Source organism: Psychrobacillus sp. FSL H8-0484, from assembly GCF_038005325.1.
Taxonomy (GTDB): Bacteria; Bacillota; Bacilli; order Bacillales_A; family Planococcaceae; genus Psychrobacillus.
In genome coordinates, this window is the sequence record NZ_JBBOSZ010000001.1 from 1,277,832 (window position 1) to 1,294,289 (window position 16,458).

Consider the following 16,458-nt stretch of genomic DNA (forward strand, 5'->3'; position numbering starts at 1 on the left):
CTATAAATTAACGAATATAGTAGTGTAATGCATACAGGTGACCTGATGAACAAAAACGTATCAATTTAAACTGAAAGAGGTGAACAAATGAGCTTTAAGATTGCCGTATTTGTTTGTTTAATTTTAATGGGGTTAGTGGCGTGTATTACCTATTATCTAGGGAAAAAAGTGTCCAATAGTCTAATGAAATATATTCCTGTTTTTTCTTTTGCTATTGGTGTGCTCTTCTTTTATATCAAACTTAACTTTATTTCTTATAAACCAGATTCCTTCGATGGCATTTACGATATGATCGTAATTATTATACTTATTATTGTTTGTAGTATTGCTTTTTTAGAAGCGGTCATAATTGATATTGTAGAAAACAGAAAATTATTTAAGAGAAGCTATATGGCTGTACGAAAGGCAACAAAATTAGTAGATGTAAACAAAGCATTTAAGTTTAAAATGCCAAGTGGTATTGTCAAGAAAATTAGGGGCTATATAGGATTGAGCAGATAAAGTAGTTTGGTATTATGTTGGTTGTTTTCTTCAGGACAATTGACATGAGTTGCGAAAAAAATATAGGCTTATCGATTCAGGTTAATTCTTTTAATCTCAATCGATAAGCCTGTTTTTTATAGATGTAAAGGAAAAATTTTCTTTATGATGAATATATCCCTAAGCAATAATAAAAAATTCAAAGGGGGAAAATCATGAAGAAAAAATGGATGACCATGGTGATGGCTTGGATGTTGGTTATGGGCATGTTCAGTTTTCACAATGTTGCTCAAGCAGAAGAAACAGTAGAGGAAACGTTAAGTGATTCTATTACTAGGATTGTAGAAGAAAAATTAGCTGGAGCAGATGTGAGTATTACGGTAAGAGACCGAATCTCTGGTGAAATGATATTTGACTACAATGGTCAAACAACTATAAAACCAGCATCCAATATGAAACTGTTAACCACTGCAGCAGCTTTAGATGTACTAGGAAAGGATTACCGTTTTAATACAAGCCTTTATACTACTGGGAAGACGTCCAATGGGGTTTTAAAAGGGGACGTCTACTTAAAAGGAGAAGGTGATCCAACGCTATCCATTGGAGACCTACAACAGTTCGCAGCAGAGTTAAAATCACAGGGTATTCATAAAATCGATGGTCGGATTGTCGGTGATGATAAATGGTTTGATGACGATTTATTAACACCTGGGATTTGGGTTGAGGACGAGTCTTATTATTACGCTGCACCTATTTCAGCTTTAACCACTTCTCCAAACACAGACTACGATTCTGGAACGATTATCGTAGAAGCAACTGGGACTGTAGTTGGAGAATTACCTTCCATTAAAGTAACGCCGAACATTGGTGATTTACAAATAGTAAATGAAGCACAAACAGTAGAATCTGGAAAAAGCAATACAGTAACAATTGAAAGATTATATCAATCAAACCAGATTGTCATTAGTGGAAATCTTCCTGTCGATAAAACGAAAAAAGAATGGGTGACTGTTCAACATCCAACGACACATACATTGACAATGTTCCAAGCAGTTTTAGCAGAAGCAGGAATCGAGTATTCAAAAGAAAAAGTATTTCAAGCTGCAACACCAAATAGTGCTCAACTCGTTGCCATGAAGCAATCGATGACACTGGAGCAACTGCTAATTCCTTATATGAAACTAAGCAATAATGGCATAGCAGATATATTAGTAAAAACAATGGGGAAAGTGAAAAATCATCACGGTAGCACAAAGGCTGGCTTACAAGTTATAAGAGAATATGGAAACTCAATTAACTTAAATATGGCAGATTGGCAATTTGAAGATGGCTCTGGAATGTCTCATGAAAATAGCGTTTCGAGTTTAGCGATAAGTGAATTGTTATACAAAGTACAAGAAGAAGATTGGTTTAATACTTATTTTACTAGCTTACCAGTAGCTGCAAATACGGATCGAATGGTAGGTGGTACTTTAAGAAATCGATTGAAAGATCCACTGACTGCAGGAAAAGTCTATGCAAAAACAGGCTCATTAACTGGAGTAAGCACACTAAGTGGTTATTTAGAGGCAAGTAGTGGACAATCGTATATCTTTAGTGTGTTAGTTCAAAATAAATCGGGGGCTTCCACAGCGATTGATGAAATTGTTAAAGAAATAGCGAAAGAATTGTAGGGAATTGAGTTAGGTAAATAAAAACACCTTTTCGTTGAAACCGGGTATCGTACCTTTAAATACAACGTGAGGTGTTTTTTCTATTAGGAGAAGAGTGAAATATCCTATGGAAGTAGAAATGGTTTGAAATTATTATAAATAAATTGGGGCAGTCTCATATAAATTACTTCCTCCACTTATCTTTATTTAATATAGAAGAAACTTCTATAAAACGATGATTTTTCATATAGAAGGTCGTAAAAAAGTAACTTCCTCTCAGTTGTTTCTTAACATATTTAAAATACAAATATAGAAGTAAGCCATGCACCTAGAAGCACAAAAAAAACAAGATCAGACTTACCCAACTGATCTTGGTACTGGCATCACCAGTATAGACATACTATAAGAAACGATAATATTTAGGGGTTATTCAACCAAAGGCTGTCTAGGGGAAAGTGACCTAGGGTTATCTTATATAATATTCCGCGAATTTAAATCTATTTAATGTATACACCTAATGAAAGGTGAATTTATCTAGTTAATAAAAACCTCTATTAGATTGATACTATTAGGTTAAGTAGATAAACCAATGCAATAAGTGATAAAACTAGACCAATTATCTTTTTCAAAAATATTCTTCCTATTAGGAGAATTATCGGTACAAAAAATTAATTATGCGGACAAATTGCGGACAAATGAGTGAACAGGTGGTCTGTATTACTTTTTTGTTTCAAACAGGCTAAAACAGTTGATAAGTGTTAATTAAGAATTATCTCATTTCAATACTCCAATATTATAGGATTAGCCAGATTATTTGAGCTAGCAGGCCTTAGCAGCCGAAGTCTTCTCTCTCTTATATAATATGAGCATCATATACAGGGACAACTAGGAAAAGACTATCCGAATTTCATTTTTTGTGAAGTCTAGGTCCTTCCATTTAATGGCGAGTGCTTCTCCTTTGCGATGCCATTAAATGAAAGTAATCGACTTTGACCACTTTTTACTCCCTCTGCCAATAACACTCCTATTGTTTAATCGTTTTCGGTAGATTTTACATAAATGAACTTCTATTTAATTATAATGAAACTTTTTTACTAGTAGATACGTAAATCAAAGGTGTACTAAGAATGATGAAAAGGATGATTCCATAATGCCAAAAGTTTATCTAGTGAATACAAATAAAACTCATAATGCCCAAAATGAGAATGAGATGTTAAACGAAAAAAAAGTAGCCGCTTACTATTCACCATGGAAATATTTCATAGATGAGATTGAAGCGGGTGATATTATTTATTTATATAGTAATAGCAGAGGAATAATTGCACGAGGTATAGCAACAGGTATAGTTGAAATGTGTGATATAGCTAATAGCATTAACGAAGAGCATTATATGAATCTTGAACGTTTTGAATTACTTAAAAGCCCATTATCTTCTACAAAGATAACAGAGATTGCACAGTCAATTACTGATGAAAAGTATACAATAAAATGGAATCAGACCATGATTCATATACCATATTTTATTGGATTAAAGGTATGGCAATATATCACCAAAAACTGCTTTTAAAAAATTTTCATCTATCTATAGATTAGTTCCCAGCGTAATGTTCCCACATTATATTATTAACATGGTGACTTATTCCAATATGCAAAAATAAAGCTCTATTCTTTACTATAAACAAAAGAATTAATTAAGGAGTTGCCAACTTGAAAAACACTGCAAAATTATACAGTAGCCTATTAAATTTTTTGGTAAATAGAAAATTTGATGATTATTACATAAAAAATTATGAATATATTAATGAAAAAGTATATCGTAATCTTGAAAGTTCTTTTGGTGAACTGGTTATGAATGAAAATTATTCAGATTATAGTTTACTTCAAGACGTTCTATTAAATGATATTTATTTAAGATGTTCAAAAAGAGAGACTGAAGTTTTAATTGATGATATACAAAAATTGATAGAAAGAATAAAAGAGGTTTTCTTATTAAATAAAGATGAACATTTTATACTAATTCCACTTCCGGAATTGAAATTAGAAGAATTAATTTATACTGAAATGATTTCAATAATTCCTAGAAAAATGAGTGAAGAGGATAAAGTAACCCACCTCTCTAAAATTACAGGTCTTAGTATAGCGAATGTGAAAAATAGTTTATCTCATACTAAACAAAGTCGTTCTCCTGATTTTATGAAGCATGCAATCTTAGTATTTAATCATACTGGGCAGACTGAATATATAAGATATAATGCCTCCTTTATCGCCAGAGGTATTGTTTCTTTACTTAGGGCATATTATTATGGTGAGATTTATGAGGTTGACGAATATTTATCAAATATTGATATTCTTAATCTCTATAATTACGAAACAAACCATCACTTGGCTATTTTAGCAAAAGATAGTTGGAGACAAGGTCATAGTACGATATCTTACTCTACAAAATGTAGTTTCTCTGCGGACTTCCTTCATGACACTGAACATATGGAAAAATTCACTCAGCTAATTAAACAACTAGTATTAACAAAAGAATCACCAAAAAGTATGGGAAACCTTTTTTATGGTGCATTAAGGACATATAATAAAAGCCTAGATTTAATAAGTGATAGGGAATCACAATCCCTAGGAGTATTATTAATGATTACAACTGCTGAAACCATCTTGGCACAAGAAAATCATAGTAACAGAATGAAGGTGCGAGTTCTTCTTCCAAGATTTGTTGAAATACCGAATCTATTAGAAAGAAGAACTATAATTGATTCATTAGAGCAACTTTATAAAATGAGAAATGAATATGCACATGCTGGCAAGGAAGCTTATTTTAGTGAAATTGAAGGAGAAGTAAACAGTTATAATATTGCTAAAAAGGCAATTGGAAAATTGATTTGTATGTATCCCGAGTTATGTCTTAATATAGGAACAAACTCATGGGAAGATTATTTAAAAGAAAAGTTTAACAATGGAATAGATGGATTCTTTTAATATTTTGGTTCCTGTTCTAGTAATGTTTAAAAGGAAAGTACATTCATTAATAATAAACGGGCAACCCGTTAATGAATACTATCTTTACAAGTTGTTATAAAACCAAAAATAATACACATCACTATTCAACTACCATGAAAAATAATTTCTTCAAGAAAAGAAAAATGATTTCGGTGGACTACTAATATTGACACCTCTAACCATTTTCATTCTCTGTGGTGCAGCACTATTTTGTGCTGTATGGGTGGCTAATGGATGCTTTACATGAAGAACATTGAGCTGCTCAAGTGGCTCTTTTTTCTTATTGAACTAAAATGGTAGGTTAGTTGAATATAATAGCATTTACAATTTATTGAATTGTGTGATTTATAATAAATAAGTAGCATATAAAATTTATCATGAAGAAGAGGGATGGATTGCAAGTGAAAAAAAAGAAGGGCTTTGAATTGTTTAAAGAGACTTTGACGGATTCGTTTGGCGCTACAATGATTCCATTATTGAATGCGCAAGCAATAGTAAGTTTAGAACCAGTTACTGCTGCTGCTGCAACAATCCTTTTTACCTCCCTTGACAATTATAAAAAGAAAAGGGAACAAAGGAACTTACAGATTGCTATTGAGGATTTATATCACAAATTTGAAGAAATCGAAGACAGATTACCGGAAAATCAGCGAAAGAAGCTTTATCCGCTGTTTTGGGATTATGTTGTAGAAGAACAAGAAGAAGAAAAAATCCAGCTATTTGTAAATGGTTTCGTTGCTTCACTGACTAAAACTGAAATTGATATGGAGAAAATGTATGTTTATTTTGATATATTAAGAAATCTAAGAGTAAAAGAAATTCACTATTTTATTGATGTTCACCTAAACCAAAATTATAAAGTTACCGAAGGTATGTTCGCGCGAACTGCTTTTCCTGAAGAGGATTTTGATATGGGATATCATTCCTACGTTAATAACAAACTTGAAAGATTAGGATTGATACATCTTAATGTATTCGACTCAAATGGAACTTTAGACGACCATTATGAAGTAACAAAATTAGGAAACGAAATCAATAGTTATTTTGGTGTATGTTAAAGAATCTTGTTCTTCAACTACCATGAAAAATAATTTCTTCAAGAAAAGAAAAATGATAATACTTAAGAAGACCCCTCTTAATCGTTAAAAAAAGAGGAGAGCGGGCATTAATAAGTCTATTGATTTCGGTGGACTACTAGTCAATCAAGAAATAATGAAAAAAGAAAAACTGCTCAAAAATCAGTATTTATTCGTAGCGTGTATTAAAGAATTTGCAAAAAAAGTAGCACAAGGGGTATGCCAATTATGTGAAAATCCAGCTCCATTTTCCAATAAAATAGGCAAGCCATTTTTAGAAGTTCATCATATTCATTATTTATCTAGAGGTGATAGTGACTGTTTAGATAATGTAATAGCACTTTGTCCAAATTGTAGGAGGATGTTATGGAAGTTCAAAGTAGGATTGACTATGGTTACTTGGTTGCTGATAAAACAGCTCGAGAGCTCCGTTCATTTTTAGCAGAGATAAAAAACAAAACACGGAATTATCAGAGTGTGTATAACTTAACTGAGCAGATGACACAGGATTATGCAAATCGATTTATTATTGAGCTTTTGCAAAATGGGCATGATGCCATTACCAAATCCAAAAGTGGTGCTCCAGGGAAGATAAAGATTATTTTGAAAGAATACAAAGGAAAAAGCCCTGTTCTCTATTTTGCTAATACTGGGGATCCATTTACAGAAAGTAATTTTAATGCCTTATCAAGCCTCGCTTTAAGTGATAAGAACCCGAGTGAGGCAGTGGGGAATAAAGGAATCGGCTTTAAAAGTGTGCTGCAAGTAAGTAAAGTTCCACAGATTTTTTCTGGCACTTTTGTCGAGGGTCTTGGGTTTGATGGCTATAGCTTTGAGTTTAATCCTTCCAAAGTGCAACGATTAGTGGACGATATCCTTAAGATATTGCATTCACCATCTCCACCAACTTTAGAATTTCTCACAAATTATGATATTCCAATTGTGGACTGGGGACCTGATGAAATTCAAAGGTTTCGAGATGCGCTCCATGCCCAAATGATTGAAACAAAAATGGTTGACGAGCGTTCCTTTATTTCAATAGCTTTATCGCAAATTTCTCCTTATCAGCTGCCTTTTCCGATACATAAATATGAAGATGACATTTTAATGGATTTAGGCCGTGAAGGCTATGCGACAGTGGTGAGACTTGAATTAACAGAGGATGATGCTTTAAAAATTTGTGTCAACGCTCTAAAGGAATTGGAACTTGATTCTTGGATTTTTCTAAATGGACTCGAAGAGCTTACCATTATTTTTGAAGACAAGGACAAGCAAACAATCACAAGACATATGACTAAAAAATCAAAGCTTCTATTAGAGGGCCCTTGTATTTTTAAAGAGATTGAAATGGAAGATCGGGATGGGATAGCTAAAAAATATCTGTTGGTTTCCCGTTCAATAGGCGGGAAGGCTGATCCTCAAAATCAGAAAAGAATTTTACAAGCGGCGACAAAGCTTCATGGGAGCTGGGAGACTCTGGATGCTGCAACAATTGATCTAGCAATTCCGTTATCTAGTGAACAGCAAAAAGGAAAAATATTTATCTACTTACCTACGAAACAACCTAACGGATTTGCATTTCATATAAATGCACCATTTTTAGGGCAAATGAACCGTACTCAAATAAATACATCACTTGCCCTCAATGAGCTATTGCTTCGTGAGGCAGCAATTTTGATTTTAGCATCAATGGATTATGTCATCGAAAACCAACCGCCTCGTTGTGAAAATCTTATTGCTGATTTGATTAGCTTTCATGAGAGCGACGAGGATATTCCGAGGATCGTGATGGAAGAATTGAAGCAGCGATTAAAGGAAAAATCTATTGATTTAGTAGATTGGGGGGTTTTTCCTTATCAGGATCAAAAGAGTATTCTGTGCTTTGGGTCGATTAATAATGTGTATCTTCTCAAAAGTGATTGGAGCAATGAGCTCTTTTCAGCACAGAATTTTTCCCAGCAATTAGGTATTAAGCTACTATCGGGTATTTCGGATGATCGAATTAAGAGTATTGAAGAATTTGGGGACTATTTAGGAGTCCAATGGTATCCGACATCAAGTGAACTGGCGGAATGGGCTGAACGTCTGGCAAAAATTTTACACTCAAAAAGGGTTACTATGTGTCAATGGCAGCTCTTTTATGAGGAACTAGTGAAAATCTTTGACGATTCGGCGGAGGATTTAGCAGACTATGAAATTTTGCTAGGACAAGATTACAAGCTTCATGCCGGAGGAGACACAGAAAATAGCCTGTACATCTTTTTCCCACCTGTGCAAGGTAATCATTATGAAGATGTTGCTGAGATAAAAGAGAGTTCCAAAGTTAATATCCCTTCCTTTTTACAGAATAAAATTGCCTTCATCCACTCGGATCTAAAATTATATGAGACGGAAAAAGGGGTTAAAGGGAGAAAAAAGAATTCAATTAACGATTTTTTAAGAGATAGTGGACTCGTCCAGGAGTTTCAGTTAGAAAATATCCTTACGAAAGTCATTATTCCTGAGATGCCTAGAGATGGGGTCATCCCTTTTCCTACAGAAAAATCAGACCAGCTTTATGAACTTTTGGAATGGACGATGTTACTCTATTTTGGTTCACTTTCAAGTCCAGATAGTTTAAAGCGACGATTTAATCAGCTGTTGGTTCCGTGTAATGGTGGTTGGTACAAGGCTACAGAGACTTATTTTTCATCCAATTGGAATAACTATGGGTCCGTTCAATATGGTCATTACCTCAGTCAATATTTTAATGAAATTGCGAAATATGGCTATCTTGAAGGCCAAAAAAAGCAGATTCTAGACTATGAAACAATTATCACTAAATTCCATAGTCATAAATTCACTCAGGAAGACATGGCTCAATTTTTTGAATTCTGTGGAACAATTGATACTCTTCGTTTGGTGCCGGTAATTGAAACTGAGAAAATCAGAATCAATGGTAATAATACAGGCTTTTATTTTGCTGATAAAATCGAAGGGGATTTTTCGGTACAACAACTGAACTGGTATAAAGACCTTCTTTCAAGAACTAAGGCTTATTATTCTGGGAACTTCAGTTATGAGTTATATCCATTTCTTACAGTAGAGGGAATGGCTGGTTACAATAGTTTTTCAAAAAATACTAGATTAGTTTTCGCCGGTCTTGTCGTAGCCTCTCTCCCTAAATGGAAGAATTGGGAAAAAGTATATTTAAAAAAATTAGATGGTCAACAATGGAGAGTGTCTTTTCCATCCTTACTGAAGTTGTCACTAAGTCGGTTGAGCTGGATTCCTGTTAGCAAGGAAGATGAAGGTATATTTTTACCTCCTAGTAAGGTCTGGTATATACATTCAAGCAATTTACGCTCATCTGGTTTTTCTTATTCTTATTTGAATCATGTATCTTACGAGATATCACAGCTTCTAGAAAGAACAGGGGCGATATCAAATATAAAGGAGCTCGACCTGCGTAGCTTTGATCCGGCGACTCCTAAAGAGGCAGTTGAACTTTTAGATGAACTTGCTTATTTGTATGAAAGTGAAGCGGTAAAACCAGAGTTAATCAATTATTTTAAAAATCATTATAAAAGCACCTGGGAGCATCTCCTAGAGTTCTATGATCCTGAAAGTACATTTATTGATTATGGTCCAGAGTCGTTAATTGTGGCACAAGATAATCACTTAAAAGCAATAAATTTTAACAATGAAGAAGGTTTGACTGTTTTTATTCCAGATGATAAAAGGCGATTAATGGAACTTCAAAACAATTCCAATTTGAACATCCTTTTTATTGATCATGGAAAGAAATTCATCGAGATGTTGATCCATTTATATAAGTCAAATTTGGGAAGATTAACCAACTTAGAACAGAAGGTTTATGTTAACGCTGAACTATGGGATAAAGAGAAAGCCGCAGACTGTGAAACTAATTTTATAGAAGACGATAGAGAATGGCTATTTCCTTTTATTATGACAGTTGTTATTTTTAGAGAGGATAGCGGTTTATCGATTAATCATAAAAGATTTCATGAAATTTGTGTGGAACTGAAAAAACTTAAATGGCAAGCTTGTGATCACATTGAACGATCACTGATCAATATGGATGGAGAGGTAATCAGTACAAAAAACGAAATTACAGTTTATCACAGAGAGACTGACACCATATTATTTACAAGAAATTCAACCAATATCTTTGAGAATCTTGCAGTCTGTATAAGAGAGGTTTTACAAATCGCTCCTTTAGAGCTTTCCTTAAAATTTGCTTTTACAAAGTTTTTGAAAAACGATTTGGAGGAGCCTGCTGAAGGTGTCATTCTAGAAGCTTTACAATCTTTAAAAATCACCCAAGAAGATTATGAAACGGTAAAAAGGGTAGTTAATGAAGACTTACAATGGATTATTGAGATGTTGCTACCGACGACTGTTGTTTTAGCAGAGGACAAGTCTGCCACACTAGAAGCAGTTATGAACTTTCCATTAATAGATAGTGAAGCTAACTTAGAGGACTATGTATCCAAATACCTTTCTGCCGGGGTTGTGGTTAGTGAAATAGTCCGAATGGCTAAGGAATCCAATAATTATAAAGCCATGGGTCACCGTGTTTATATAAAATATTGTGTGCAGCTTGAAAAATGGAATCAAGCGTTAGTGGATTTGGGAAAAGTGAACCAAGTGGTTGTGAATGATCAATTGTATGAGGAATTTGAGTCTTACAAAAAGCAATTTTCCAATACGATGATTTCTGTGTTACGGTACTTAGTTAATAACCTATTAATTGAATTTGAGACTTATCTTAAATTGAAGTCTAGTTACTGGGAATTAAATTTAGAACCTCAGTATACTAGAGAGATATGGCAGTTAAAAGATGTCCATATAATAAGACTGCTTAAAGAATTTCTTGAGAACTATGGGGTTAGAAACAATTTATTAGAGATTTTTAGGGAAACAAAGAGTATGCAGAAACTCAACGATCAATTAAAAACTGTGGGAGTAAATTTTATTAGCTATCTTGAAATTGCGAAACATAATCAGAATCTATTAAAAGAGTGTCTGAAAAAGCTTCAATATGCTTCGATTTTACTTTCGAAACAAAAGGGTGAGGAAGTGTCCGCATATTGGCTACTTGCTGAGAGTACTCTATATGCTCACGTCACTGAGGACAGGGAAAGAGAACTGTTTGAGTTACAGGAATGGAATGTAGAACAAACCTATGAATTTATTATTGAAAGCGGTAGGATTCCTAATGATGATTTGGTTAACTTGAGAGGAAAAGGGGAGAATCAAATAAGTTTGGCTATCGATGACATTCTCAATCAAAACGAAGAGATAGAAGATGTGGAGGAGCTCATTGAAAATGAGAAGGAAAAGCAACTTCGTAAAAAGCGGCTGGTAAATATTTTTGGTCAAGAATTTGATTCGGATGAAAGCAATCATAAGAACCTAGGGAAACTGGTCAATACCCTAGACAATAATGTTTTGAGTTCTACCGGTAATTTTGATCAGCCGATGTCACTTAAAGAATTGGAGTTACCTCAACGAAATCAACCTTCAAAGAATAGCGGTAATAAAAACGGAGGATCTCCAAGTCGACCAGGAAAGCAGATTCAGGCAATGGTTGGTCGTGTGGGTGAGCTAATTATCTATAACTATTTAAAGCATCATCATAAAGACTTTACTCCGGAAAATTGGGTGTCTGAGAATAGTCGGATTGAGTTTGAAGAAAAAAATGCTAATGATTCACTTGGCTATGATTTTGAAATAATTGAAGGGAATAAGACCTTTCATATTGAGGTCAAAGCGACAATTGGACAAGATAACAAATTTGAAATGGGCTCTTCGGAAACCTCACAAGCAAAAATAGACGCCAAAAAGAAAAACTCGGAATACGTCATCGCTTTCATTACTAATACATTTAAAGATCCACAAATTTACTGGTTACCTAATCCATATTCCAAAGAAGGGGAAAAGTTATTTAGTTTAACAGATGTTGGGGTGAGGGTTAAGTTTAGGAAATAAACTCGAACCTTTTGAGTTTTTTAAAATATGAGGTAGAAAATCTACAATTATGCACAATTTATTTAACTTTTTTACTTGCCATCTATACTGGTATGCGAAGAGGGGAGATTTTAGGGCTCTAGTGGAGTGATATAGACTTGGGACAAAAAGTAATTCATGTGAGAAGATCGTTAGCTCATGTCCCTGAAAATGGTTATATTTTCACATCTTTGAAAACAAAAAGTTCCAAATGACAAATCCCTATTCCTGAATTCGTTCTGAATGAATTAGTTTTGCATAAAAAACGAATAGAAGAATGGAAGGAGTTAGTGGGATCTGCGTTTGAGGACCAAGACTTGGTCATTTGTACAAATACAGGTAGATTACAAGATCCGCGCAATGTTGTACGAGTAATGAAGCGTATTGTAAAATGCGCCAAGGTACCAAATATTCGTTTCCATGATATTCGACACACGCATGCATCCATTCTTATCTCGGCAGGAGTAGATAAGTTAAAATTTCTAAACGATTGGGACATGCAAATCCCAAAATTACATTGGAATTCTATGCGCATTTATTACCGAATACAGATAGCGAAATTGCGGATACTTTTCATCAGGCCATTCAAGGTCATTCTAACTAATATAGTAAAAATCCTGCGGACAAATTGCGGAAAAACCCTAAAATAAGAAGTATATGTTAGGAATTTTTACTAAAAGAAAAAGCCTTAAAACATTGATGTATCAACGTTTTAAGGCTTATGATAAGGATGGTCTCGACAAGTCTCGAACTTGCCCCCCACCTTGTCGAGGTAAAACAAATCAGATAGTTTTCGGAACCAATTATCTTTCACTTGAGAATTGTTAATAGTAAGTGAATATAAGATATAAAAGCAAAGCGCAGCTGAAATTGTATCTTCGGCTGCTTTCTTTATGAAAAGAACAGAATCTATTCTTTCATCCCCGAAAAGAAGAAATCGGCTGGAAGTGACGCAGGCAACTTCCAACCGATTTTATCATTCTCTCGTTAAAGGTGTAGTAGATGTGCAATCCTAAGCAAACCGGAAACCACCTGGTCGCTATTGTATGTCTACTTCTTCATATGTCTAATCTTCTCTTCATCCGGAGTTACAAACAACGTCGTCTGTTCAAAATAAATCACAAACCCCGGTTTCGCACCACTAGGCTTCTTCACTTGCTTAATCACCGTATAATCCACAGGCACTGAAGCAGATTCGCGTGCTTTACTAAAATAAGCTGCAAGATTCGCTGCTTCTAACAAAGCCACCTCGGATGGTTTATCCGAATGTATAACAACATGGGATCCTGGGATATCCTTGGTATGGAGCCATGTATCTGTTTTTTTAGCTAGTTTGAATGTAACAAAATCATTTTGTTTGTTGTTTTTGCCGACGGAAATTTCTGTGCCGTCTGAGGCAATGAATTTTTCAGGCGTTGGTTTTGTTGGTTTTTTCTTCTTTTTCGACGCTCTTGCTTTTAATAAGCCTTGCTCGGTTAGTTCTTCTCGAATTTCTTCGATGTCGGTTGGCGATGCTTGCATTACTTGTTGTAGTAGTAATTCGAAATAAGCAATATCTTCTTTTGTGATTTCGAATTGCTGCTCAATTTTGAGTAACGCTGTTTTTGCTTTTGTGTATCGGTTGTAGTAGCTTTGTGCATTTTGAGTTGGTGTTTTTCGGTTATCTAATGGAATAACGACTGTTTTTTCATTTTCGTCGTAGTAGTTCACTAGCTCGACTTCTTTTGCCCCTTTTTCCATTGCATAGGCATTTGCCATTAATAGCTCGCCGTACAGTTGAAAAGTATCTAGTTTTTCAGCTTGTTCGAAGTCTTTTTGGAGTTTTTTTATTTTTAGCTTCAATTTGTTTAATTCGTTTTGAAGCCATCTTTCTAAATCTCCCGCTTGTTGTTTTACACGGTCGCGTTCTGCTTTGGCAAAATACACTCGATCTAGTAAATGTCCGAGACTTTCTTCCTTATGTTTGTCTCCATCTAAATGGGTTAAACCATTTGGTGAATAAAAAGTCTTCCCATTTAATTCGACGATTTGTTTTGTTGATCCGCCTTGTTCAAATTCTTTCATATATGCTTTATAAACTTCCACTCTATCAGTTGCTTCATTAAATCGATAAAGTAGTTCTTTTGCATGTAAAGGAGAGAATCCGGAAATTTGCTCCACAATTTCTTTGGATTCATGGGCTGATTGAATTACATTCAACAGTTCCTCTGAATACACTAATGGATGGAGTTTATTTTGAGTTGGTGGGGCAATATAAGGTTGACCCGGCAAAATCGTTCGATAGCTATTCATGGAAGGGGATAAATGCTTGATACATTCCAAAATAAGATTTCGACTAGGGTCCACTAATAACAAGTTACTATGACGCCCCATAATTTCCATATGGATTTCTCGAGTAATGTCATCTCCAATTTCGTTTTTACTTTGAATTTGGAAGATGATAATACGATCTGTTTCGTGTTGACGAATGGACGAGATGATTCCACCTTCTAAATGTTTACGTAAAACCATGCAAAATAATGGAGGTGTTGCAGGATTGTCAATTGTTTCGTTTGTAATTTGCACACGTGAATAAGAAGGGTGTACAGAAAACAATAATTTATAGTTCTTCCCTTGTGCTCGGATTTGCATTAAGATTTCTTGAGCATTTGGTTGATGTATTTTAGAAATACGCCCAGTTACTAATTGTTGAAGCTCCGTTTTCATTGAAATTGTAAATAATCCATCAAAAGCCATAATATTATCCTCTTTCAAAACGTTATTTTGATCTGGCTCCAGGTGCCAGTTTTTTATTTTGATTCACTTTTTCCTAAAAAAATGTCCTACTTCAGCGCCTTGCCAGTGCACTGAAAAACTCTAAAATAGTATTTTTTATTGTAACTAATCGCTGAATCTTAACCCCATATAATAGGATTTATCGCGGCGGCGTGAGACTCCTGCGGGATCAGCGAGACAGGCGAGACCCCGCACGTAGCGTAAGCGAAGGAGGAGGCTCGGCGCTCGCCCCGCGGAAAGCGAATGCCAGAGCGCTAAATCCGAGTAGCAATTTATTCTACGATAAGTAATCGAAAGAACAAAAAAAGATTTTGTAGTCGTTGCGACACGATTTCGCGAACTTAGACTGCATTCCTCTAAAAGGCACTTACGCTTTTCTTATTATCTTATCATTTTAATCGAAACTTGTGTTATAATGTGTTAAGTATGTAAACTGTTATAAATGTACAGGCAAACGGAGTATGCATGTATTTGAAGGAGACATTATGCGAAGAGAAAAAGGTATATTGATCGTTTTATCAGGTCCATCTGGAGTTGGTAAAGGGACAGTGAGAAAAGAACTGTTTTCAGAGCCCGGGACAAATTATGAGTATTCCATCTCTATGACAACTAGACTTCCTCGAGAAGGCGAAGTAGATGGAGTAGATTATTTCTTTAAGCAGAAAGAAGAGTTTGAACAGTTAATTGAACAAGGGAAGTTATTAGAATATGCCTCATATGTAGGGAATTACTATGGTACTCCAATTGATTATGTTAATGAAACACTCGATTCTGGCCGAGATGTATTTTTAGAAATAGAAGTTCAAGGAGCAAGTGTAGTACGTCAAAAAGCTCCAGAAGCACTTTATATTTTCTTAGCTCCTCCTAGCTTATCAGAATTAGAACAACGCTTAATAGGTAGAGGAACGGAAACAGAAGATGTCATTAATTCTCGAATTCAGGCTGCAAGGCAGGAACTGGAAATGATGCATTTATATGATTATGTTGTGGAAAATGACGAAGTAGAAAATGCTTGCGCGAAAATTAACGCAATCGTAGCTGCAGAGCATTGTCGACGTGAACGTGTTGAAAAAAGATATTTAGCAATGTTGGAAGGGGAATATTAAATGTTATATCCATCAGTAGATTCATTAAAAAATAAAATCGATTCAAAATATTCACTAGTGAGTGTAGCTTCTAAAAGAGCTCGTCAGTTACAAGAAGTAGGCGGCGAGCGTTTACATTCATACGTATCAGCTAAACAAGTTGGGAAAGCGTTAGAAGAAGTTGCAGCTGGTGAGCTTACAATCGAATTTGCCAACGAAGACGCGGTTTACGAGGACGAAGTATAATATAACTTCATTCAGCAGATCGTTCATATCGCTACTGAATAAAGCTATAGCCTCCGGCAGATGCCAAATCTGGACTCAAATACGCCAAGGCGAATTTGATTAAGAAACTATCACCTCCCAAAGAATGAA

Annotated in this window: 11 protein-coding genes; 10 read left to right on the top strand and 1 reads right to left on the bottom strand. The window is 34.9% G+C overall.

Translation table 11 applies throughout. The features are described 5' to 3' along the window. The first annotated feature begins 87 nt into the window (after nt 1-87). The 8 genes from MHH81_RS05875 to MHH81_RS21300 all read left to right on the top strand — a co-directional run bounded on the left by MHH81_RS05875 (nt 88) and on the right by MHH81_RS21300 (nt 12,873). Nucleotides 88-501, top strand: a complete 414-nt coding sequence (locus MHH81_RS05875) for a hypothetical protein (RefSeq protein WP_340919004.1) — start codon at nt 88-90, stop codon at nt 499-501. A 194-nt stretch (nt 502-695) separates the two neighbouring features. Further along, nucleotides 696-2,153: a D-alanyl-D-alanine carboxypeptidase/D-alanyl-D-alanine endopeptidase gene (gene dacB / locus MHH81_RS05880; protein ID WP_340919006.1), complete on the top strand. Its 1,458-nt coding sequence runs from the start codon at nt 696-698 to the stop codon at nt 2,151-2,153. 1,129 nt (nt 2,154-3,282) lie between these two features. Then, a complete protein-coding gene (locus MHH81_RS05885) occupies nt 3,283-3,699 on the top strand; it encodes a hypothetical protein (protein WP_340919009.1) in 417 nt (138 codons plus the stop codon). 140 nt (nt 3,700-3,839) lie between these two features. Next, entirely contained in the window at nt 3,840-5,114 is a 1,275-nt protein-coding gene (locus MHH81_RS05890; RefSeq protein WP_340919012.1) for a hypothetical protein, read from the top strand. Nucleotides 5,115-5,530: 416 nt separating this feature from the next. Next, complete coding sequence (locus tag MHH81_RS05895; protein ID WP_340919014.1) at nt 5,531-6,193, top strand: hypothetical protein; 663 nt, start codon at nt 5,531-5,533, stop codon at nt 6,191-6,193. Nucleotides 6,194-6,347: 154 nt separating this feature from the next. Continuing rightward, entirely contained in the window at nt 6,348-6,653 is a 306-nt protein-coding gene (locus MHH81_RS21295; protein ID WP_445678070.1) for an HNH endonuclease, read from the top strand. Continuing rightward, complete coding sequence (locus MHH81_RS05900) at nt 6,578-12,205, top strand: sacsin N-terminal ATP-binding-like domain-containing protein (RefSeq protein WP_340919016.1); 5,628 nt, start codon at nt 6,578-6,580, stop codon at nt 12,203-12,205. Before MHH81_RS21295 ends, MHH81_RS05900 begins: the two co-directional genes overlap by 76 nt. 308 nt (nt 12,206-12,513) lie before the next feature. Next, entirely contained in the window at nt 12,514-12,873 is a 360-nt protein-coding gene (locus MHH81_RS21300; protein WP_445678126.1) for a tyrosine-type recombinase/integrase, read from the top strand. A gap of 400 nt (nt 12,874-13,273) precedes the next feature. Here the strand turns inward: MHH81_RS21300 and MHH81_RS05905 are convergent, their stop codons facing one another. Next, nucleotides 13,274-14,959 carry an Rqc2 family fibronectin-binding protein gene (locus MHH81_RS05905; protein WP_340919017.1) on the bottom strand — a complete coding sequence of 562 codons (1,686 nt, stop codon included), beginning with the start codon at nt 14,957-14,959 and terminating at the stop codon, nt 13,274-13,276. 524 nt (nt 14,960-15,483) lie between these two features. Here MHH81_RS05905 and gmk point away from each other — a divergent pair. Further along, complete coding sequence (gene gmk, locus MHH81_RS05910) at nt 15,484-16,104, top strand: guanylate kinase (RefSeq protein WP_340919020.1); 621 nt, start codon at nt 15,484-15,486, stop codon at nt 16,102-16,104. After that, the gene (rpoZ, locus tag MHH81_RS05915) at nt 16,105-16,329 is read left to right on the top strand and encodes a DNA-directed RNA polymerase subunit omega (RefSeq protein ID WP_340919023.1); all 225 of its coding nucleotides are present in this window, start codon (nt 16,105-16,107) and stop codon (nt 16,327-16,329) included. It abuts the gene before it with no gap. Nucleotides 16,330-16,458 lie beyond the last annotated feature (129 nt).